The organism is Chryseobacterium electrogenes, assembly GCF_053553015.1.
Genome location: NZ_JBNPPB010000002.1, coordinates 2,561,348 through 2,582,078 on the forward strand (window position 1 = coordinate 2,561,348; position 20,731 = coordinate 2,582,078).

Annotated in this window: 16 protein-coding genes; 4 read left to right on the top strand and 12 right to left on the bottom strand. The window is 33.9% G+C overall.

Annotated elements, in window-relative coordinates; translation table 11 throughout:
* The 11 genes from ACQQ6V_RS11780 to ACQQ6V_RS11830 all read right to left on the bottom strand — a co-directional run bounded on the left by ACQQ6V_RS11780 (position 1) and on the right by ACQQ6V_RS11830 (position 10,978).
* Positions 1-900 (bottom strand): glycosyltransferase family 2 protein, encoded by a 900-nt coding sequence (locus ACQQ6V_RS11780; RefSeq protein ID WP_448845719.1) that lies wholly within the window; start codon positions 898-900, stop codon positions 1-3.
* A 3-nt stretch (positions 901-903) separates the two neighbouring features.
* Positions 904-2,004, bottom strand: coding sequence for a DegT/DnrJ/EryC1/StrS family aminotransferase (locus tag ACQQ6V_RS11785; RefSeq protein ID WP_448845720.1), 1,101 nt, complete (start codon positions 2,002-2,004; stop codon positions 904-906).
* Positions 2,004-2,429, bottom strand: a complete 426-nt coding sequence (locus ACQQ6V_RS11790; protein ID WP_448845721.1) for a hypothetical protein — start codon at positions 2,427-2,429, stop codon at positions 2,004-2,006. Before ACQQ6V_RS11790 ends, ACQQ6V_RS11785 begins: the two co-directional genes overlap by 1 nt.
* Before the next feature lie 1,109 nt (positions 2,430-3,538).
* Positions 3,539-3,997 (bottom strand): acyltransferase, encoded by a 459-nt coding sequence (locus tag ACQQ6V_RS11795; protein ID WP_448845722.1) that lies wholly within the window; start codon positions 3,995-3,997, stop codon positions 3,539-3,541.
* The gene (locus tag ACQQ6V_RS11800) at positions 3,997-4,401 is read right to left on the bottom strand and encodes a sugar 3,4-ketoisomerase (protein WP_448845723.1); all 405 of its coding nucleotides are present in this window, start codon (positions 4,399-4,401) and stop codon (positions 3,997-3,999) included. Before ACQQ6V_RS11800 ends, ACQQ6V_RS11795 begins: the two co-directional genes overlap by 1 nt.
* Positions 4,391-5,575, bottom strand: a complete 1,185-nt coding sequence (locus tag ACQQ6V_RS11805) for a glycosyltransferase family 61 protein (RefSeq protein ID WP_448845724.1) — start codon at positions 5,573-5,575, stop codon at positions 4,391-4,393. The genes ACQQ6V_RS11800 and ACQQ6V_RS11805 overlap by 11 nt, the downstream gene beginning before the upstream one ends.
* Positions 5,560-6,831, bottom strand: a complete 1,272-nt coding sequence (locus ACQQ6V_RS11810; protein ID WP_448845725.1) for an ABC transporter ATP-binding protein — start codon at positions 6,829-6,831, stop codon at positions 5,560-5,562. Before ACQQ6V_RS11810 ends, ACQQ6V_RS11805 begins: the two co-directional genes overlap by 16 nt.
* Positions 6,832-6,848: 17 nt before the next feature.
* Positions 6,849-7,706, bottom strand: coding sequence for an ABC transporter permease (locus tag ACQQ6V_RS11815; RefSeq protein WP_448845726.1), 858 nt, complete (start codon positions 7,704-7,706; stop codon positions 6,849-6,851).
* 3 nt (positions 7,707-7,709) lie between these two features.
* Entirely contained in the window at positions 7,710-8,567 is an 858-nt protein-coding gene (gene rfbA, locus ACQQ6V_RS11820; RefSeq protein WP_448845727.1) for a glucose-1-phosphate thymidylyltransferase RfbA, read from the bottom strand.
* Positions 8,568-8,584: 17 nt separating this feature from the next.
* On the bottom strand, positions 8,585-9,664 hold the full coding sequence (gene rfbB, locus ACQQ6V_RS11825) for a dTDP-glucose 4,6-dehydratase (protein WP_448845728.1): 1,080 nt from the start codon (positions 9,662-9,664) through the stop codon (positions 8,585-8,587).
* A 3-nt stretch (positions 9,665-9,667) separates the two neighbouring features.
* Positions 9,668-10,978: a UDP-glucose dehydrogenase family protein gene (locus ACQQ6V_RS11830; protein ID WP_448845729.1), complete on the bottom strand. Its 1,311-nt coding sequence runs from the start codon at positions 10,976-10,978 to the stop codon at positions 9,668-9,670.
* A 259-nt stretch (positions 10,979-11,237) separates the two neighbouring features.
* Between ACQQ6V_RS11830 and rimP the strand changes: the two genes are divergently transcribed.
* The 3 genes from rimP to infB all read left to right on the top strand — a co-directional run bounded on the left by rimP (position 11,238) and on the right by infB (position 15,980).
* On the top strand, positions 11,238-11,705 hold the full coding sequence (gene rimP, locus ACQQ6V_RS11835) for a ribosome assembly cofactor RimP (protein WP_448845730.1): 468 nt from the start codon (positions 11,238-11,240) through the stop codon (positions 11,703-11,705).
* Positions 11,706-11,723: 18 nt separating this feature from the next.
* Entirely contained in the window at positions 11,724-12,959 is a 1,236-nt protein-coding gene (gene nusA / locus ACQQ6V_RS11840; RefSeq protein ID WP_448845731.1) for a transcription termination factor NusA, read from the top strand.
* A gap of 72 nt (positions 12,960-13,031) precedes the next feature.
* Complete coding sequence (infB, locus tag ACQQ6V_RS11845; protein WP_448845732.1) at positions 13,032-15,980, top strand: translation initiation factor IF-2; 2,949 nt, start codon at positions 13,032-13,034, stop codon at positions 15,978-15,980.
* 239 nt (positions 15,981-16,219) lie between these two features.
* Here infB and ACQQ6V_RS11850 read toward each other — a convergent pair whose 3' ends face one another.
* The gene (locus ACQQ6V_RS11850) at positions 16,220-17,548 is read right to left on the bottom strand and encodes a T9SS type A sorting domain-containing protein (protein ID WP_448845733.1); all 1,329 of its coding nucleotides are present in this window, start codon (positions 17,546-17,548) and stop codon (positions 16,220-16,222) included.
* A gap of 233 nt (positions 17,549-17,781) precedes the next feature.
* Here ACQQ6V_RS11850 and ACQQ6V_RS11855 point away from each other — a divergent pair, with 233 nt between their 5' ends.
* On the top strand, positions 17,782-20,727 hold the full coding sequence (locus ACQQ6V_RS11855) for a SusC/RagA family TonB-linked outer membrane protein (protein WP_448845734.1): 2,946 nt from the start codon (positions 17,782-17,784) through the stop codon (positions 20,725-20,727).
* Positions 20,728-20,731: the final 4 nt, after the last annotated feature.

Here is a 20,731-nt window from a genome sequence, read left to right on the forward strand (position 1 = left end):
TTAGATAATTTTATTTAGGATTTTATATAAAAAAACAGGGAATTTGTATTGCATAGCTAATGCTAGCCGTTTCGTTTTATAAGGATAGTTATTATAAGCTTTAAGAAATTCTTTCGGTAGGTTTTTATTTGTTAAATAATATTTTAATGCTGAAGAGTTAACATGTTCTTTTAAAATTCCATTTTTATCAAATATCATTTTTAATATTAAGTCTTCTTGTGCTATTCTATCAGCTTTAACTCTAGTTATATTATTATCATGTAGACGATAATAAGCAAGTTTTGTAGGGATATATGTTATTAGATATTTTTCATTAATCTTAAGCCAGCGATAATAATCTTCTACTATTAATTTGGAGTCATATTTTCCCGTCTCTTTTAGCACATCTAACCTCATAAGTACTGTTAATGCAGCAATACGATTTCCTTTTATAAGTTCATTTCTAAATAATAAAGGGTCAATATTTCCTAAGGCATTGTAATTTGCGATATCAGATGTAATTTGTGACGCGTGGTTAACGGCATGAGTATCAGAAAAGACCATTCCGTAATCATCTCCTAATTCTTCCAGTTTAGTAACACACTGTTCGATAGACTCTGGGTGTAGATAATCATCAGCTGCAATTATTTTAATATATTTTCCTGTAGCTATCTCAATACATTCATTAAGAATGGTTGCAAGACCTGTATTGTTTTGGTGATAGTTTTTCTTTGCAGAATAATTATTGTCAGTTAACCAAGACTCAAAAATAGCAACCGAATTATCAGGAGATGCATCATCCGCTACAATAAGTTCAATATTATTATAGGTCTGCAATTTTATGCTATCCAGATTTTCTTTAATATATTTTGCTTGATTGTAAGAAACAACAATAATTGTTACCAGCGGATTAGTATTCATGACTTAGAAATCATTTACAATTTTAATAATTTCGCTCACTTCTTCTTTTGTTAATACCGAAGAAATAGGCAGGCTTAATACTTCCTGATGCATGTTTTCTGTAATCGGAAACGACAGATGGCTCAGTTCTTTATAAGCTTCCTGTTGATGAGGTGCGATAGGGTAGTGGATGATGGTTTGCACTCCATTTTCTGTGAGATATTGTTGTAACTCATCCCGTTGTTTTGATCTTACAACATAAACATGCCATACGTGCTCCAGTTCGTCTTCTGGATGCTGTGGCAATTTGATTTTAGGATTATTAATCTCTGTGTTGAAGCGTTTTGCTACCGATCTTCGTGCTTGGTTTTCTTGATCTATGTATTTTAATTTTATATCAAGCACTCCCGCTTGTAGCTCATCCATACGAGAGTTGAGACCTTTATAGATGTTAACATACTTTTGGTTAGAACCATAATTGGCTATTGCTTTTATGGTTTTTGCAAGTTGATCGTCATTGGTGGTAACAGCGCCTGCATCTCCCAATGCACCAAGATTTTTGCCCGGATAGAAGCTGAAGCCTGCAGCATCTCCAAGATTTCCAGCTTTTGTGCCAGCCCAACTAGCGCCAATGGCTTGTGCATTATCTTCTACAATTTTCAGATTATGTTTTAGGGCTATTTCTTTTAACTCTTTACCAAAGACTACTCTTCCTTGTAAGTGGACTAGTAGAATGGCTTTTGTTTTTGGAGTAATCGCGTTTTCAATTTTAGCGAGATCTATATTATATGTTTCAACATCCGGTTCTACCAAAATAGGAATCAATCCATTGTCTGACAAAGCCAATATGGATGCTATATAGGTGTTGGCAGGAACAATCACTTCGTCACCAGCTTTCATAATACCTAATTCTATATAAGCTCTGAAAATTAGGCGCAGTGCGTCTAGTCCATTTGCAACGCCAATAGCATGTTTTACACCAATATAATTAGCTAAATTATCTTCGAAGTTTTTTACTTCTTCTCCTAAGAGATACCAACCAGATCGAAAAATAGCGACTAGTTTTTCTTCAATTTCTTGTTGATATAGTAGGTTTATTTTTTGTAAGTCAAGGAATTTTATCATTATTTGTAAATATAAAAATAGTTCGTAGAATCAACTTTGGTTTTATTCTCAATTACTTTACTAGTGAAAGTACTTTTAAAATAAGCATGATTTATTGAGATTGCTGGTTTTTTATCAATTATATAATATACACTATTGCTCTTAATCATATTTTTAATATCTTTTTCAAAGTTAGGATATTCTACATCCATTTCCCACGATGCTCTATTATTGTATGTATTACTAATGACATCCAACAAAGGACTTCCTGGTAAATAAACTACTTTTTTATACTTTTTTCTTAGATTGTAAGCTTCCTTACAATAATCATTAGTCTCTTTAGATAAGTATATACCAGAAATGATTGGTATGTCCTTAGAGAATACATAATTTGTTTTAAAAAAATTTACATTAAAATAAGGATATAGAATTCTCAATGTAAACATACTAAATAAGATTATATATGCTAACAATAAGATAAGATTCTTCGTGAAAAGATGACCAAATAGATACAGGTATAAAATACCTATGAAAAATGTTGGTTCATGATAACCCCATGATAAAGACGAGCACCATGCTAATGTAAACAATAAAAACCCAAATAAGTCTTTTCTTTCCATACGTAAATAACAAGTGAAGAAAAATAGAAACAGTAGGTGGCTATATTTATAAATAGCATTGTTGAAAATTGGGTAGGCGTAAAAAATTACAATTAAAAATGTAGAGAAATAGAATAAATGAGTATTACTAATTTTTTTATTTAGTAGTATAAATACTGATAAGGTTAGAAAGGCTATATTATAATACTTACTATCAAAAAAGTATAATTTAACTCCAGCATTGTATAGTTGTTGTAAGCCGTTCTTTGTTTTAGTTTGAGATATAATCAACTCTATATTTTCAATTATATTATACCTAATGGCTATCATCAAAATAATTATAGCAAAAGTAATAAAGATCATTATATCATTTTTTTTAAGTTTTACTCTCTGTATTATTAGATCATAAAAAATTAAAATAAATGAAAGAAAAGTGAAAATGTAAAAAGATTGTTTAGAACAACTTGCCAAAAATGCAAAGATAATAGCGCATAATAAAAATCTATTTTTTAAGCATAAAATTGTAATGGAGCCCCAAAGTATACCATCAATTGTGTGCCAAGGCATTATGTTGAAGCTATGCAGTATAAATAAAGTAATTAAAGCTATAATTGAATAGGTATAAGTCTTTTTGAAAATTATTTTAGATAAAATAAAACTGATAACAACACACTCTAAAATCACCAAAAATCTGCAGTATATTAATAGATAAGGAGAATTCTTAGGAAAAAAATATAAGAGAATATCCCAGAAAATTACATTACCAGCAGGCCTAACCAAATCAAAATCTTTATAAGCAATTTGTCCTTGATTTAATCTTCCAATAAATGATAGAATAAATCCAGAGTCTATTGTATCTAGGCTATAAAGACAAATAAAACAGAAATAAAATCCGAGTAATATTAAGAATATATAATTGAGTAGTTTTATTTTGTCTAATTCAAAAATTTTCACCATTATGTTGTTCTTAAAAACGTTGCAGGATTACCGATCCATATTTCATTAGCCGGAACGTCTTTTGTTACAACACTTCCTGCCCCGATTAGTGCGTTTTCTCCAATAGTAATACCAGCAAGTATTGTTGCATTAGCGCCAATAGAAGCACCTTTCTTGATGAGTGTTTTTTGTAAAGTAAAATCCGTATTCTTCGATTTTGGAAACAGATCATTAGTAAAAGTGGCGTTAGGCCCAACAAAGACATTGTCTTCTAATGTTATACCGTCCCATATCTGTACACCAGGCTTAACAGTCACGTTATCTCCAATAGATACTTCATTTTCTATTAGAACTTGGCAGTTAATATTGCAGTTTTTGCCAATAATAGCTTTTTTTAAAATGACACAAAATTGCCAAATTGAAGTTCCTTCTCCAATATTAGTACTTTGGACATCTGCTAAATCATGAATTTTAATCATTATTTAAAATCTTTAAAATCTTGATAATCTCTAAAATAATCATCTTCGGTATATAACTCAGACGCCAAACATAAAAGCACAGCATTGTGCGTGAAATGGATATCTCTCCAGATCAATTTAGGAATATACAATCCTTTACTTGGGTGATCTAATACAAAGGTTTCTTGGTTCCCATCTTTATCTTCGGTATTGAAAGTAATTGTACCAGATACGGCAAATATCACTTGCTCTAAGGCTTTGTGAGCATGACCTCCACGGACAACATCCTGTGGCGTATAATAAGTCCAATATACGCGTTTTATATCAAAAGGTATGTTTTTCTGAGTTTCAGCTATGGTGATATATCCAAGTTCTGAAGAACCGATGTTGTCAAAATTGATAATATGAGGTTGATTAGTTTTCATTTATTAATGATTTAAATAATAGTTTGAATTCAATGAAATCTATTTCAAAATTGCTAGAATAATGATGAGCATTATTGGTTTCGTATGTTTGAAATAGCAAATCTACATTAAAGATATAAGCCAAATTAGAAAATGCTGAAAATTCTTTTGCATTGTCAGGAATAAAGCAAATAGATTTAGGCTTATTTCTACAAAAAATTAAGTTAGACCAAGCTGCTCCAGATATACCAATGATAAATTTAGCATTTTTAAAATAATTAACCTGCATTTCTAATGATAACTCTTCCAAGCATATTGCTACAAAACCGTATGGAGCGAGATAGTTTAAAATTTCATCTTGATTATTGGCTATCCTATGTGTGTTTTTACGATATAAAAATATATTTTGTGGTAGATTTTCAACCGGAGTAATCTCATTTGTAATTACTTCACTGTAGTTCCTCGTAAGTTTTGTATTGTACGAAGTTCCATCTGATTTTATTAAGTTATCAAATCGATTAAACTGTAGGTGATTAAAGTCGTTGATATGATATAAATTTTTGACATAATATGCTTTCTCAGAACTAAGATATTTTATTTCAAAATTATTTTTAGATACAATATTTAGAATTTTTTGCATACTAGGTGTTTTTAACACAATGTCATTAACCAATAATACCTGACTGTTTTTTTTATCATATATGGTAAGTTTTGGCATTATTTCTATTAAGAAATGAAACCAATTCCAAGAACCATTTCCACCTAGAAATAATGCTTCTTCGATATCTTCTCTGTTTTTAATATCTACTTTAGCATAATCGTTATCATGTATTTTTACGAAGCCCTCATTATAGCGTTCATCTTTCGTACGATAAGTTACTAATTGATTTTTTACAATTATTGAAGAACTGGCAATATGAATTACGGCATTATTAAAATGATACAAATAAATCTCTGGAGTCTGTGTAGTATCACATTTCTCTTTTTGATTATGGAATTTTGGATAATAATTAGTAAAAGTTAACGAAGGCTCTAATTCTATTATGCGTTCTGCTTTTCTATTCTCTATATCATCAATCTGGATAATATATGAGTAAGGATAATATTTAAAATTGTAAATTTTTCGAAGAAAAATATTTGACAGTGCGCGATTGCTATTAAGTAGTTTTACTATACGTTTTACAATTGATGCCATTCAAAATTAGTTTTAATAAATCCGGGCTCGATACCCATCCATTCTCCTAATTCTTTATCGCGTTCTACAATTCTGAAACTTAAAATATCTTCTTCAAATAATATGCTTTCTTGTACATTTTTAATGATATATAGCGATAAAATATACTCGCCAACATTAAAGAAATTTTTAGGAATATCACAAATTAATTTATTCTCACCTTCAACTAATTTGGTTTTAAAAGCATTGCTTAGAGTGAAAATAACTTCGTTGTTAAAGTTTTTTACGACATAAGATAAATGATATTGGCTATTTTTATCTTTAATATTTATATCTGTTAGTAAACTGAATTTTTCGTTTTCAGCAAAGTCATCTTCGCGAGATTCAAAATTTTCATCAACAAGAGAAACTTTATTAAGTTCAAACGAATTATTTTTGAAATCTTTATGATTACCTAAAACAACAGTGTTCCCGAATTGGTTTTTATCACCATTATAAACACTCATAGCTTTTGCTATAGTTCCATCATATATTATTGTGCCATTAGACATTACTATTCCATGACTACACAAGGATTTTATTGCTGTCATATTATGACTAACAAACAAAATGGTTCTACCTTCATTTTTGGTAACATCGCCCATTTTGCCAAGGCATTTTTTTTGAAATTCGGCATCACCAACAGCTAAGACTTCGTCTACTATTAATATTTCGGATTCTAAGTGAGCGGCAACGGCAAAGGCAAGACGCACATACATCCCAGAAGAATATCTTTTCACAGGCGTATCTATATAACGTTCTACACCTGCAAAGGCTACGATCTCATCAAATTTGCGGGTGATTTCTTTACGAGTCATTCCTAAGATAGCACCGTTAAGATAGATGTTTTCTCTACCGGTCATCTCTGGGTGAAAACCGGTGCCCACTTCTAAGAGTGAAGCAATGCGACCTTTATATTTAATAGATCCTGTAGTAGGTTTGGTTACTCTAGACAGTAACTTAAGCAAAGTAGATTTACCAGCACCGTTACGTCCAATAATCCCAACTGCTTGTCCTTGCTCGATTTGAAAATTAATATCTTTAAGCGCCCAGACATAATCTGATTCGCCTTTTTGCGTACGATCATTAGATTCACCAATTTTAAGGAAAGGATCTTCTTTTCCTCTAACATTAGCCCACCAACGCTTTATATCATGCTGTAGTGTTCCTGTCCCAACCTCACCAAGGCGGTATTGTTTAGAAACGTTTTCTACATCTAAAACTATATTTTTTGACATTTGATTCTTTTTCTAAATTAAACAGTATCCATGAAACCTTTTTCAACTTTTGTAAAGATGATCGTTCCTATTATAAGTGCTATAAGAGTGCATAAGGTAGAGTAGCCAAGCATCCCTATGGAGAAGTCTCCTACGCCAAGATAGCCGTATTTAAAACACTCAAAAATACCAGATAATGGATTAAGGTCTGCAATCCATTTATATTTAACAGGAAAAGATGAGATTGGCATAATTACTGGTGTTGCATACATAAATAAAGATACACCAAATCCTAATAACATATTGATATCTTGGTATTTGGTTGTTAATGCAGAGAAGATCATGCCTGTTCCCATTGCAAAACCTGCCATCAATAATATTAAAAAAGGCGTTGCCAAGACCCATAAGTTAGGATGGATAGAGCCTTCTACAAAATAGTAGTATAAAACAGCAATAATAAATAGTAGAAACTGTACGCCAAATCTCATTAAGTTAGATATAACTATAGATAATGGCATAACTAATCTTGGGAAATAGACTTTCCCGAAAATAGAAGCATTGCCTCTAAAAACCGAAGAAGTACCAGTAAGACAAGAGGAAAAATAATTCCATAAAGTAACACCAGCTAGGTAGAATGGTAATTTTGGTGCACCATCAGTAGATAATCCTGCTACATTACCAAAAACAATAACGTACATTATCGTGGTGAAAATGGGATTGATAAAGAACCATAATGGGCCTAATACTGTCTGCTTAAAAGAAGTAATAAAGTCCCTCTTTACCAACATGTATACCAGATCGCGGTATTTCCATACTTCACCTAGGTTTAATGAAAAAAGAGAGTGTTTAGAAGATATAACCTGAGACCAATTGTTATTATCGCTTTGATTATCCATAGCTTATATCAGATTTTTCAGATAGCCACCGTAACCACTTTTTCCATATTTCTCGGCAGATTGTAACAGTTGATCTTTATTAATAAACCCTTTCTTGTAAGCTATTTCTTCGATACAAGAGATTTTCACACCTTGTCTTTTTTCTAAAACTTTTACAAATTCTGATGCTTCATGCAAAGAATCGAATGTCCCTGTATCTAGCCAAGCTGTACCTCTGGACATGACGCCAACCTCTAGATTGCCTTTTTCTAGATAAATTTTATTAATATCAGTAATTTCTAATTCTCCTCTAGGAGATGGCTTAAGATTTTTAGCATATTCTACCACAGAATTATCATAAAAATATAATCCAGGAACTGCATAATTAGACTTTGGGCTTTCTGGCTTTTCTTCAATAGAAAGCGCTTTGAAATTTTCATCAAATTCTACCACGCCATAACGCTCAGGGTCTGTTACTTGATAAGCAAATACGCAACCGCCTTTTACATTGGTTTTACTTTCTAATAATTCTGGTAATCCAGCGCCATAGAAAATGTTGTCGCCTAATACCAACGCTACAGAATCGTCACCGATAAAGTCTTCTCCTAGTACAAAAGCTTGTGCTAATCCATCTGGTGAAGGTTGAATTTTATACTCAAATTTACAGCCAATCTGCGAACCATCACCCAATAATTTTTGGAAAGCTTCTTGGTCGTGTGGTGTTGTTATAATCAATATTTCTTTGATACCCGCAAGTAATAAAATAGATAACGGATAATAGATCATCGGCTTGTCATAGACAGGCATTAATTGCTTGCTTACCGCTATGGTTAGAGGGTAAAGTCTTGTGCCGGAACCTCCAGCTAGTATAATTCCTTTCATGTTTTTTTGTGTTAGGTTTAAGAATATTGCTTGTTGTAATATTTCTGATAATCACCAGATGTTACATTTTCTAGCCATTCTTTGTTGTCTAAGAACCAGTCAATCGTTTTGGATAAACCTTGCTCAAAGGTTACACTTGGCTCCCAACCAAGATCTTTATTAAGTTTAGAAGCGTCTATTGCATAACGTTTGTCATGACCTGGTCTATCTTTAACGTAGGTAATTAATTGTTCTGAATGACCTTCTGGATTACCTAACTTAGCATCCATTTGTTTGATTAATTCTTTAATCAAATCAATATTTTGCCATTCGTTGAAGCCTCCGATATTATAAGTTTCGCCAGTTTTCGCTTCATGGAAAATTTGGAAAATTCCTTTAGCATGATCTATCACATAAAGCCAATCTCTGGTGTATTTTCCGTCACCGTATATTGGCAATGGTTTTCCGTTCAATATATTAGAAATACAAAGCGGAATTAACTTCTCAGGAAAGTGATTTGGACCATAATTATTAGAGCAGTTAGAAATGATAAATGGCATTCCGTAGGTGTTGCCGTAAGCTCTCACAAGATGATCAGATGCTGCTTTGCTTGCAGAATAAGGAGATTTTGGGTCATAAGAAGTTTCTTCTGTAAAAAGGCCAGTTTCTCCAAGAGCACCATAAACTTCGTCTGTAGATACGTGATAGAAAAGATTTTCTCTTTTTGTATCAGGGAAATTACCATGCGTGTGATCTGGATTAAGCGTCCAAAATTCTCGAGCAAGATTTAACAGGTTAGCCGTGCCGTTAACATTGGTGTTGATAAAAGCGTTAGGATCTGTGATACTTCTGTCCACATGAGATTCTGCCGCAAGATGTACAATGGCCTCTGGTTTATATTTTTCAAAAATTACTCTTAGCTCTTCAGGATTAGTAATATCAGCTTTCTCGAAAACATAGTTAGGCTCGTTTTCTATATCTTTAAGATTCTCTAAGTTACCAGCATAAGTAAGAGCATCTAGGTTAATAATGGTAGTGTGTGGTAAATTTTTCACAAATTCTCTCACAACATGCGAACCAATAAAACCTGCTCCGCCCGTAATAATTATATTTTTCATCAGTTAATTTTTAACCGTTTTTCTACCAATTGATTTATAAAAGAAGCCGTGTTGCTCTACGGTTTCTAAAGGATACATATTTCTTCCGTCAAAAATAATTTTATTTTTCATCTTAGAAGCCATGAGATCAAAATTAGGATTTTTAAACTCAGACCATTCGGTTGCTATTAATAGACAGTCAGCATCTTCTAATGCGGAATACATATCTTTAGCATATTCTATTTTATCTCCTAATATTTTTTTGACATTATCTTCTGCTACAGCATCATAAGCTGTTATTTTAGCGCCTTTTTCTAGTAATATTTTGATGTTATCCAAAGAAGAAGCCTCTCTAATATCGTCCGTATTAGCCTTAAAAGCTAGACCCCACAAAGCGATTTTTTTACCTTCAAGATTGTTGAAGTATTTTTCGATTTCGTGAGTTAAGATTACCTTTTGAGTGGTGTTAACACTTTCTGTTGCTTCTAAAATTTGGAAATTAAAGTTTTCTTGTTTTCCGGATTTAATTAAAGCCTTCACATCTTTAGGGAAACAACTTCCGCCGTAGCCAATACCAGGGAATAAGAAACGGTGGCCAATTCTGTCATCGCTTCCCATGCCTAATCTAACTTTATCAACATCGGCACCAACTAATTCGCAATAATTGGCAATTTCGTTCATAAAAGTTATTTTCACAGCTAAGAAAGAGTTGGAGGCATATTTTGTTAATTCTGATGATTTCTCATCCATGAAAATAATCGGAATGCCTGTATTGGTAAAGGGTTGATAGATTTTTGACATGATATCTTTTGCTCTGTCAGAGTTAGCACCAACAACTACTCTAGTAGGATTCATAGAATCTTCTACTGCAAAACCTTCTCGTAAAAATTCTGGGTTAGAAACTACATCAAAAGCAATCTCAGTTTTGGCTGCAATAACGGCGCTTACCTTGTCGGCAGTACCAACTGGGACAGTAGACTTATTAACGATTACTTTATAATCGGTCATCATTTCTCCAATATCGTTAGCTACTTTTAAGACGTAGGAAAGGTCTGCAGAGCCATCCTCGCCAGGAGGCGTAGGGAGAGCAAGATAGATTACTTCACTTTTATCTAGAGCTTCTTTAAGATTAGTGGTGAAAAATAATCTGTCAGCTTGGATGTTTCTAAGAAACATTTCTTCAAGATTAGGCTCGTATATTGGGACGATGCCTTTTTTCATGTTTTCCACTTTTTTTTCATCTATATCTACACAGTAGACAGAATTTCCTAATTCTGCAAGAGTAGTGCCAGTTACAAGGCCTACGTAACCAGTGCCAACAATTGTTATATTCAAAATATTTGGTTTTTAATTTTAGAAAAGCAAAAATACAAAATTTTATAGTAATAATAGGTTAATTAATGTTTATGGCTTTTATTGTTAAATTATTTTGTGCATTGCTAAGGATTTCAAAATGCTTTCATTTTCAAAAAGTTAATATATAGATTTTGATATATCGTTGAGAAATCTTATCTTTGCAAAAGATTTACGGGAAAAAATGAGAAGGCTTCTGATAGAAAGCCTTTTTTCGTGAATGCAAATTTTAAAGCAAATTATGACGTTTAGAGAGCAGGTAGCAAAGCTAGTTCAGGACTTTTTAGAAACACGCGATGATTTATATCTGGTAGAATTAAAGATTACGCCGGATGATAATATTACGATAATTTTAGACGGTGACCAAGGAGTTAATCTTCAGGATTGTCTGGATGCTAGTCGCGCTGTAGAGTTTAATCTGGATAAGGAAGTGTATGATTTTGGACTTCAGGTGATGTCTCCGGGCTTGTCGGAGCCATTGACGTTGCCAAGACAGTTTAAGAAAAATATGGGGCGTGACTTGGATATTACGCTTCAGGATGATGAAAAGGTAGAGGGCGAACTGACTGGTATTACAGATGAGGGAATTGTTTTAACTTTGCGTTATCGTAGACCGAAACTTATTGGTAAAGGAAAGGAAGATGTTGTAGAAGAAAGGTTGTTGTTGTTTCCGGATATCAAAAAAGCTTTAGTAGTAATAAAATTTTAATAAAGAAAAAATACATCAATGGATAATTTAGCTTTAATTGAAGCCTTTGGCGATTTTAAAGAAGTGAAAAACGTTAGCAAAATTGATTTGATGGCGATTATCGAAGATTCTTTGAAAACACTTCTTAGAAAAAGATATGACTCAGATGATCATTTTGATGTAATCGTTAATCCTGATAAAGGCGATTTTCAGATCTTTTTAAATAAGAGAATTGTAGAGGACGAGATGTCTGAAGACGACGATTTAGAAATCGAAATTTCAGAAGTTAGAAAGATAGATTCTACTTTCGAGGTAGGAGAAGAGTTTACACAAGAGATTCCTGTGGCTAAGTTGGGTAGAAGAAATATCTTAACTTTGAAGCAGATTCTTGCAACTAAGATACAAGAGCATTTTAATGCTTCTTTATATGAAGAGTTCCGTGATAGAATTGGACAATTGGTTGTTGGAGAAGTACACCATATCCGTCACAAGCATGTTATTTTGTTAGATGACGAAGGTAATGAGTTTATTTTACCAAAAGAAAACCAGATTCCGTCTGATTTCTTCAAGAAAGGAGACAGTGTGAGAGCGATTGTAGAAAGTGTTGATTTTAGAGGATCTAAGCCTCAGATCAGTATTTCTAGAACGTCGCCTAAGTTTTTAGAGCAATTGTTGGAGATGGAGATTCCGGAGATTCAAGATGGTACAATCATTTTGAAAAAAGTTGTGAGGATTCCGGGTGAGAAAGCGAAGATTGCTGTAGATGCTTACGATGACAGAATAGATCCAGTTGGAGCTTGTGTTGGAGTAAAAGGATCAAGAATACATGGTGTGGTTAGAGAATTGAGAAACGAAAATATTGACGTTATCCAATGGTCTAAGAACCCAGAGATATTAGTGAAAAGAGCATTAGGTAACATCACTATTAATAAAATAGAAGTTAATACAGAGACTAATTATGCCTTAGTTTACACGCCAGTAGAAGAGATTTCTAAGGTGATTGGTAAGCAAGGTCAAAATATCAAATTGGCATCTTGGTTAACAGATTTTGAGATTGATGTATACAGAGAAAAACAAGAAGATGACGATGTGGAGTTAACAGAGTTTAACGACGAGATCGAAGCATGGATCATCGAAGAGTTTAAGAAAGTTGGTCTAGAAACTGCAAGAAGCGTACTAGACAAAGATACTGCAGCTTTACTTAAGATGGTAGATTTAGAAGAAGAAACCATTGATGATGTAAAGCAAATATTGAGATCAGAATTGGAAGATTAATCCTCCATGATGACCCCTAATAAAAAGTAAAAAGAATACTTTAATTTAAAGATTAAAAAGAAAAATTTATAAATGCCAAAAATTAGATTAAATAAAGCGGTTAAGGAGTTTAATATTTCGATGGGCAGGATGGTAGAGTTTCTACAGTCCAAAGGCTTCGAGGTAGAGACTAACAATCCTAACGCTCAATTAGAAGAAACGGCATATTCTGCATTAGAAGCTGAGTTCAAAAAAGATGGAGAACAACGTAAAGCTTCTCATGAGGTTGTTATTTCTAAAGTTCCAGAAGAAAAGCTGGAGATCGAAGAAAAAGCACCTGAGGTTATAAGAGCCAAAGCAAACATTAAACCTGAAACTAAAGTTTTAGGTAAAATAGACCTTGATTCTAACAAACCAATTGCTGAAGAACCAAAGCAAGAGCCAAAACCAGAACCTGTTGTTATAGAACAACCAAAGGTTGCGGAAGTGAAGAAAGAAGAATCTAAGCAAGAATTTAAAGTTTTAGATAAAATAGATCTTTCTCAACTAGAGAACAGAAATAGACCTGTTAAAAAAGATAAGGTAGAAAAACAACCGGTAAAACAAGAGCCAAAACCAGAAGTTAAAGCTGTTGAAACACCTAAAGCACCAGTAGCTCCTAAAGTTGAAGCTAAAGTGGAGCCTAAAGTTGAAGCAAAACCTATCATCGAGAAAAAAGCTGAAGAAGCACCTGCAACTCCAGAAAGCACCGAGCCAGAAAAAATCGAAACTGTTTACCAAAAACTAGACGGACCAAAGATTTTAAAACAAACGGTAGATTTATCTCAATTTGCACCTAAGCCAAAATCTTCTAATGCTGGAGGTCCTAACGCTGCAAAGAAAAAGAGAAAAAGAATAGAGAAGCCAGGTACGCCTCAAGCGGGTAACACCCAAGGTGGAAATAATACTTCTGGTCCAGGTGGTAACAACAACCGTCCAGGTGGTAATCAACAAGGCGGTAATCGTCCAGGTGGTAATAACAATAACCGTCCAGGTGGTAACAATCGTCCAGGTGGTAACAATAATCGTCCAGGCGGTAATAATCGCCCAGGTGGTAACAATCGTCCAGGTGGCGCACGTGTTATGCCTGTAGAATTAACAGACGAGCAAGTTAAAAACCAAATTAAAGAAACTTTAGAAAAACTAACCAATAAAGGTGGTAAATCTAAAGGAGCTAAACACAGAAAAGATAAACGTTCTTGGAGAAGAGAGCAAGACGAACTTCAACAAGAGCGTGATGCTAAAGATACAACACTTAAGGTAACCGAATTTATTACGGTTAATGAGTTGGCTAGCTTAATGGATGTAAGTCCAACTGAAGTTATTTCAGCTTGTTTCTCTCTAGGTGTTATGGTTACAATGAACCAACGTCTAGAAGCAGATACTTTAACATTGGTAGCTGATGAATTTGGTTATAAAATCGAATTCTCGGATGCTGACCTAGAAGAAGCGTTAGAAGAAGAAACAACAGACTCTGAAGAAGATCTAATCACGAGAGCACCAATTGTAACGGTAATGGGTCACGTAGATCACGGTAAAACATCACTTTTGGATTATATCCGTAAAGCGAATGTTATTGCTGGAGAATCTGGTGGTATTACACAGCACATTGGCGCTTATAACGTAAAGTTAGAAGGAGGACAACGTATTACATTCTTAGATACGCCAGGTCACGAAGCCTTTACGGCGATGAGAGCTCGTGGTGCACAGGTTACGGATATCGTAATTATTGTGATTGCTGCGGACGATGATGTAATGCCTCAGACCAAAGAAGCGATTGCTCACGCACAAGCTGCTGGTGTACCAATGATTATTGCTTTAAACAAAGTTGACAAGCCTAATGCTAATCCAGATAACGTTAGACAACAATTATCAGGGATGAACATTTTAGTAGAAGAGTGGGGTGGTAATATCCAGTCTCAAGAGATTTCTGCTAAATTTGGTAATAATGTTGATGCTTTATTAGAGAAAGTACTATTACAAGCAGAAATGTTAGAGCTTAAAGCTAATCCTAACCGTACTGCTAATGGTGTTGTTATTGAAGCTGCTTTAGATAAAGGTAGAGGTTACGTTTCTACAATCTTAGTTCAGAATGGTACGCTTAAAGTGGGTGACTATATCCTTGCGGGTAAAAACCACGGTAAAGTAAAAGCCATGTTGGACGAAAGAGGAAAACCAATGGAAGCTGCAGGACCATCAATTCCTGTGACGATTCTTGGTCTAGACGGCGCACCAACTGCTGGTGATAAGTTTAGAGTTTATGAAGACGAAAAAGAAGCTAAAACTATCGCGACTAAGAGAGAGCAACTACAAAGAGAGCAGACTTTACGTACAAGAAAGCACTTAACGTTAGACGAAATCGGAAGACGTATTGCACTAGGAGATTTCAAAGAGTTGAACATTATCCTTAAAGGTGACGTAGATGGTTCTGTAGAAGCATTATCTGATCAGTTACAACAATTATCAACAGAAGAGATCCAAGTTAATATCTTGCACTCTGGAGTTGGTCAGATTACCGAAAGTGATATCTTATTAGCAGCTGCATCTGATGCAATTGTTATTGGATTTAACGTTAGAGCAAGTGTTAACGCGAAGGATATTGCAGATAAAGAAGAGGTTGAAATCAGAAACTATTCTATCATCTATGCTGCTATAGACGAGGTTAAAGAAGCGATGGAAGGTATGCTTTCTCCTGAGATCAAAGAACAAGTAATTGGTAACGTAGAGATCCGTGAGGTATTCAAGATTTCTAAAGTTGGTACAATTGCAGGTTGTATGGTTCTTACAGGAAAAGTGGCTAGAAATTCTAAAATCAGACTATTGCGTGACGGTATTGTGAAATATGACGGCGAATTAGAAAGTTTAAAACGTTTTAAAGACGATGTTAAAGAAGTAACAAAAGGTTACGAATGTGGTCTTAACTTAAAGGGTTACAATGATATTGAGTCAGGTGATATCTTAGAAGTTTACGAAGAAGTAGCTGTTAAGAAAAAACTGAAATAATAGTAGCCAAAAACGGTAAAATCTATTTATAATTAATCCCCAGTGCATTAGCATTGGGGATTTTTATTTATACAATACTGTATTGTAAACTAGATATTGTATTGATAGTAGATTTGTTTCTATATCGATTTATAGCTTTATTAAGAAGTAATTCAGATTAAAAAAAACTCTTTAGGTTGCTATCAAAAAAAACTGACCATTATAGGCCAGTTATTTTTAAAAATGTCGTGATACTAAAATTAGTTTTTAATTAATTTCTGAGTATCAACAGAATTACCATCTTTTATAGTTACCATGTAAGTTCCTTTAGCTAAGTCTGATACATTATAAGAGCTGCTGTTATCGAATGTTTTTACAACTCTACCAGTCATATCAGTAACCGTAACTTTAGTAGTTTTAGCATCAAATCCTGTAGAGTTAATACTAAATACACTTGAAGTTGGGTTAGGCGAAACTGAAATCGCTTTAGCTTTTGATTTAATGTCATTTACAGCAAGAGCAGTTGTTGACTTATGCATACCTGTTTTTAATGCTGCATTTGAGAATGCTCCAGAATAACAATTAGAAATATCGATACATTTAACATTAAGGTGTTGTGAATTATCGATACGAGTCCATGTTGTCCCATTGTCTAAACTTTTCCAAGACCCAGAATTATTCTGCACTGCGGAAGTTGCAAGTAGAACATCAGTGCCAGGTACATATGCGATGGAATTAATAGAATTAGCGGCAGTAATACCTGTGTAGTTTACTTGTGACCAATTAGCACCATCTGTTGTTCTGTATAATGCTAATCCTGTAGATCCTGTTTTTTTAAATACCATCCCTTTTGTCGCTGAACTAAATGCCATCAATCCATTATTTTCTGTACTACCAAAATCAACTACAAATCCAGCAGGAAGAGCAATTGTCCAAGTGTTACCTTTATCTGTGGATCTAAAGATTCTTCCTTTGTTTGTGTAGAAGAATACAGTATCTCCTACAAATGTTACACCACCTGTATAGCCCCATTCGCCAGATAAAAGAGGAGGGAAGGCTGTAGAAGGAATTCTAGCCCAAGTTGTACCACCATCAGTTGTTTTTAGTACCTCAAAATAATTATTAACAGGGTCGCTACCTAATAATCCTGTATTGGCATCAAAGAAATGAGTCCAGTTATTAAAAGAGTCCTCTTGGTCTGCTTGTTTTTGGAACTCCCAATACTCTCCACCATCAGTTGTCTTATAAAGACCACCAGATCCATCTTCTCTAGTAGTCATTACCCATGCAGTATTAGCATCGATCCCTACAATGTTATGTATAGTCAATGAAGTATCATCTATGGTAATTTCACCTGCAGTCCAAGTATTTCCGCCATCAGTGGTCTTGGTATATTCATATATATTAGGTGCTGATGCTTTACTACCGTCAAAAGCATAAGCCCATACGGTATTGGCGTCTTTAACGTGCATCCCCGCAATCCCTCTAGAGTCTACGGTGAATCCTGTGAATTGATTAGCCCAATATTGAGCACTTAAGCTGCCACTTAATAAAAGAGCAGTTGATAGAGAAAGTAGTAATTTTTTCATAAATTTAAATTAAGATTTTTATAATTGTTTTGTAAAATGTAATATTTATTATTTGGCTATTTTATCATGTTAATTTTTAACTTTAACTCTTGTTTATTTTGAAATATCTATTAATATTAACATTATAAGCAAAGTTAATAAAAAATAAGTTAGTTGCAAATATTTTTAAAATAAATTGTTTGTAATGATATTTTTTGACATATTTGCATTATAATTACAAAAATCATGATAATATGAATGTAAATTTACGTGTGTTAACAATGGGGGTTCTGTTTTTTACTGGGCAGAGCTTCTTAGCTCAGAACTCTAAAGGGAAGAGTGATACAGTAACAAAGTCTAGAGAAATTGAAGAAGTAGTAGTATTAGGATATAGTAAGGTAACAACTAAGCCAAAGGATATTAGTGCCAATACAACTATATCTGCAGAAGTATTAGAGAATAGGCCTAATGTTTCATTCTTGAATTCTATACAAGGATCTGCTCCAGGTGTGACGATTGCTTCTAGCTCTGGGTCTCCAGGTTCTGCAAAGATAGATGTTGTAATTAGGGGTATCTCATCGCTTAATGCTTCGACTGATCCGTTAATTGTTATCGATGGTGTACCTACTAATGCTAATCAGTTTAGGAATATCAATGCGGAAGATATTGATACAATAAGTATTTTAAGAGATGCTGCGGCTACTTCAATTTATGGTAATAGGGGTGCAAATGGAGTAATTATTGTGAAAACTAAAGGAGGTAAGTTTAATTCTCCTTTATCTTTTAGCTACAGTAATACAACAGGTATAAGTGTTTTACCGCAAAATAGGTATCATTTAGCTAATGCTAGTGAGTTTCTGACAATCCAGAAGAATCTGGGGGTTACAGCGGCAACACAAATGACAAACGAACAGATAGCTAAAGCGCCTACTACGGATTGGGGTAAGCAGTTTTTTAAACCAGACTTAGTACAGCAGCATAATATTAATTCTACCTTCGGAGGAGAAAATGTTAGTGTTTATTCATCATTGGGATATATCAACCAAGGAGGGATGGTGCCAACTACCAATTTTCAAAGGATGACCTTTAGAAATAATATCACAGGTAAGTCCCAAAATAATAGATTTAACTACAGTGTGCAGATAGGTCTAGCCTACTCTAAGAGAAATCAGTTGATGGAAGAGACTCAGGATATTAGTAATTTTGTTCTTCAAAATCCATTATTGGGTGCTTTACAAGGTAATCCTTCTTTACCATCTTCTATTGCTAATACTGGGCAAGAATTATTTGATATATTAAGTGAGGGTGGTACTGTGACGCCTAACTATTTTGGAGGAAAGGCAGCATATGTTCTTCAGGATATTCTTAGGAACCGAAGTGTTTTCCATCAAATTCAAGATGTTAATATATTTACAGGAACAACAGTTTCTTATAAGTTAAATGATAAATGGACGGTTTCTAATAGATCGGGCTTTGATTATAGAAATACAAATGGTGATACAGGTAGAGATCCTAAAGGATATCTGGCTTTAGTCGTTGCTAATACAAGTAAGAGTTCCTTAGTTCAGAATCCATTTGGCGGGCATGAGCAGATTTATAATCAGAGAGAGTTTAATTTCAACTCGGTTACCAGTACAAGTTATTCTTTAGAGTTAGGTGCTGATCATAAATTGGACTTAGGTGCATTTTTAGAATATACCAAAGTTCATGCTTTGTCCAGTTCACAAGTTAATGAAGGCTTAGATCCTAGAGTTTGGTCTATGGGTACTGGGAAGGGATATGTTGCTACTATGGTGGATAATTCTGTTCCAAGTAATCCTGTGATTAGATATCAAAAAAGTGCTACTGCAGGAAAAATTGATGCGGGATCACTTGCTTATTTTGCAACATTAGATTACGATTATGCGGGGAAATATGGAGTTAGTGGTCTTATTAGAAGAGATGGTTCTTATAGATTTACAAAAGATTATAGATGGGGGACGTTCTGGTCTGTAGGAGCTCGTTGGAATATTGACAAAGAAGAGTTTATGAGTAACTCGGGATTCCAAATGCTTAAACTTAGAGGATCTTATGGTACTCAAGGTAATCAGAATGTTGTAGCGCCACCTTATGGTTCAAATGCTATGATACAAATGCCTAATTTAGTTAGAGATGTATTGTCTGTTAACAATAGTTCTGTGCCTTCATATAATAACGCTGCCGGAGGGTTTTATATTTCGGGATTAGGAAATGAAGTATTACAGTGGGAAGAGATTGCTCAAGCTAATATTGGTGTAGACTTCAAAACTTTTAATAATAGACTAGAGGGTAATATTGATATTTACAATAAGGAAACTACTAAGTTGTTTACAGATGTTCAGGTGTCTGCTATCAATGGTTTATATGAATATAAAGGTAACTATGGAGGTATAAGAAACAGGGGAGTAGAGTTGATGTTAAGATATCAAATGCTTAATAAAGAAAGACTAAAGTTATCTGTTTTTGCTAATGGTTCTTATAATAAGAATTCAATTACTGACTTGCAGGTTCCGCAAATAACAGGATCTCTAATAAATGAAGTTGGTGGCCCTGTTTATCAATGGAATCTAGTACCTTATCTTGGTATTGATCCTAATACTGGTAAAATGATGTATTTGGATAAAAATGGAAATACTATAACAGATGCGCCAAGGGAGGATGATAGAAGAGCTACAGGTAAAAATTATTTTCCGGCTTACATAGGAGGATTTGGTTTTAATTTCGAATATAATGGATTTTTCTTAGATACTTTATTTTCATTTCAAGCTGATTATTATAGAACCGACAATCAAGAATACTGGGCTTACTTAGGTAGAGGTTATGCAATGGATGGGTACAATGTATCAAAACATTTGTTAAATGCATGGACGCCAGATAATAGATATACGGATATACCTAGCTGGGATGTTTTGTCAGGTGGGGATAATAGCGCAACTTCTGATAGATTTTTAAGAGATGCATCATTTCTTAGATTTAAGTCATTGACGTTGGGGTATAGCCTGCCAAAAAGATTCTCTGATAAAGCGTTTGTTAAAAATCTTAAAGTTTTTGTACAGGGAGAGAATTTATATTTGTGGAGAAAAGAATATAATGGTTATGATCCAGAAGGTCTAGGTACCTTCCCGTTAGGAAGCTATCCTAATCCAAGAACAATTTCTGTAGGAACTAGTTTTGAATTTTAAAATT

Coding starts and splice junctions, on each gene's coding strand:
- ACQQ6V_RS11780 (WP_448845719.1), bottom strand. CDS start 900: ATGAATACTAATCCGCTGGTAACAATTATTGTTGTTTCTTACAATCAA.
- ACQQ6V_RS11785 (WP_448845720.1), bottom strand. CDS start 2,004: ATGATAAAATTCCTTGACTTACAAAAAATAAACCTACTATATCAACAA.
- ACQQ6V_RS11790 (WP_448845721.1), bottom strand. CDS start 2,429: ATGTTTACATTGAGAATTCTATATCCTTATTTTAATGTAAATTTTTTT.
- ACQQ6V_RS11795 (WP_448845722.1), bottom strand. CDS start 3,997: ATGATTAAAATTCATGATTTAGCAGATGTCCAAAGTACTAATATTGGA.
- ACQQ6V_RS11800 (WP_448845723.1), bottom strand. CDS start 4,401: ATGAAAACTAATCAACCTCATATTATCAATTTTGACAACATCGGTTCT.
- ACQQ6V_RS11805 (WP_448845724.1), bottom strand. CDS start 5,575: ATGGCATCAATTGTAAAACGTATAGTAAAACTACTTAATAGCAATCGC.
- ACQQ6V_RS11810 (WP_448845725.1), bottom strand. CDS start 6,831: ATGTCAAAAAATATAGTTTTAGATGTAGAAAACGTTTCTAAACAATAC.
- ACQQ6V_RS11815 (WP_448845726.1), bottom strand. CDS start 7,706: ATGGATAATCAAAGCGATAATAACAATTGGTCTCAGGTTATATCTTCT.
- rfbA (WP_448845727.1), bottom strand. CDS start 8,567: ATGAAAGGAATTATACTAGCTGGAGGTTCCGGCACAAGACTTTACCCT.
- rfbB (WP_448845728.1), bottom strand. CDS start 9,664: ATGAAAAATATAATTATTACGGGCGGAGCAGGTTTTATTGGTTCGCAT.
- rimP (WP_448845730.1), top strand. CDS start 11,238: ATGACGTTTAGAGAGCAGGTAGCAAAGCTAGTTCAGGACTTTTTAGAA.
- nusA (WP_448845731.1), top strand. CDS start 11,724: ATGGATAATTTAGCTTTAATTGAAGCCTTTGGCGATTTTAAAGAAGTG.
- infB (WP_448845732.1), top strand. CDS start 13,032: ATGCCAAAAATTAGATTAAATAAAGCGGTTAAGGAGTTTAATATTTCG.
- ACQQ6V_RS11850 (WP_448845733.1), bottom strand. CDS start 17,548: ATGAAAAAATTACTACTTTCTCTATCAACTGCTCTTTTATTAAGTGGC.
- ACQQ6V_RS11855 (WP_448845734.1), top strand. CDS start 17,782: ATGAATGTAAATTTACGTGTGTTAACAATGGGGGTTCTGTTTTTTACT.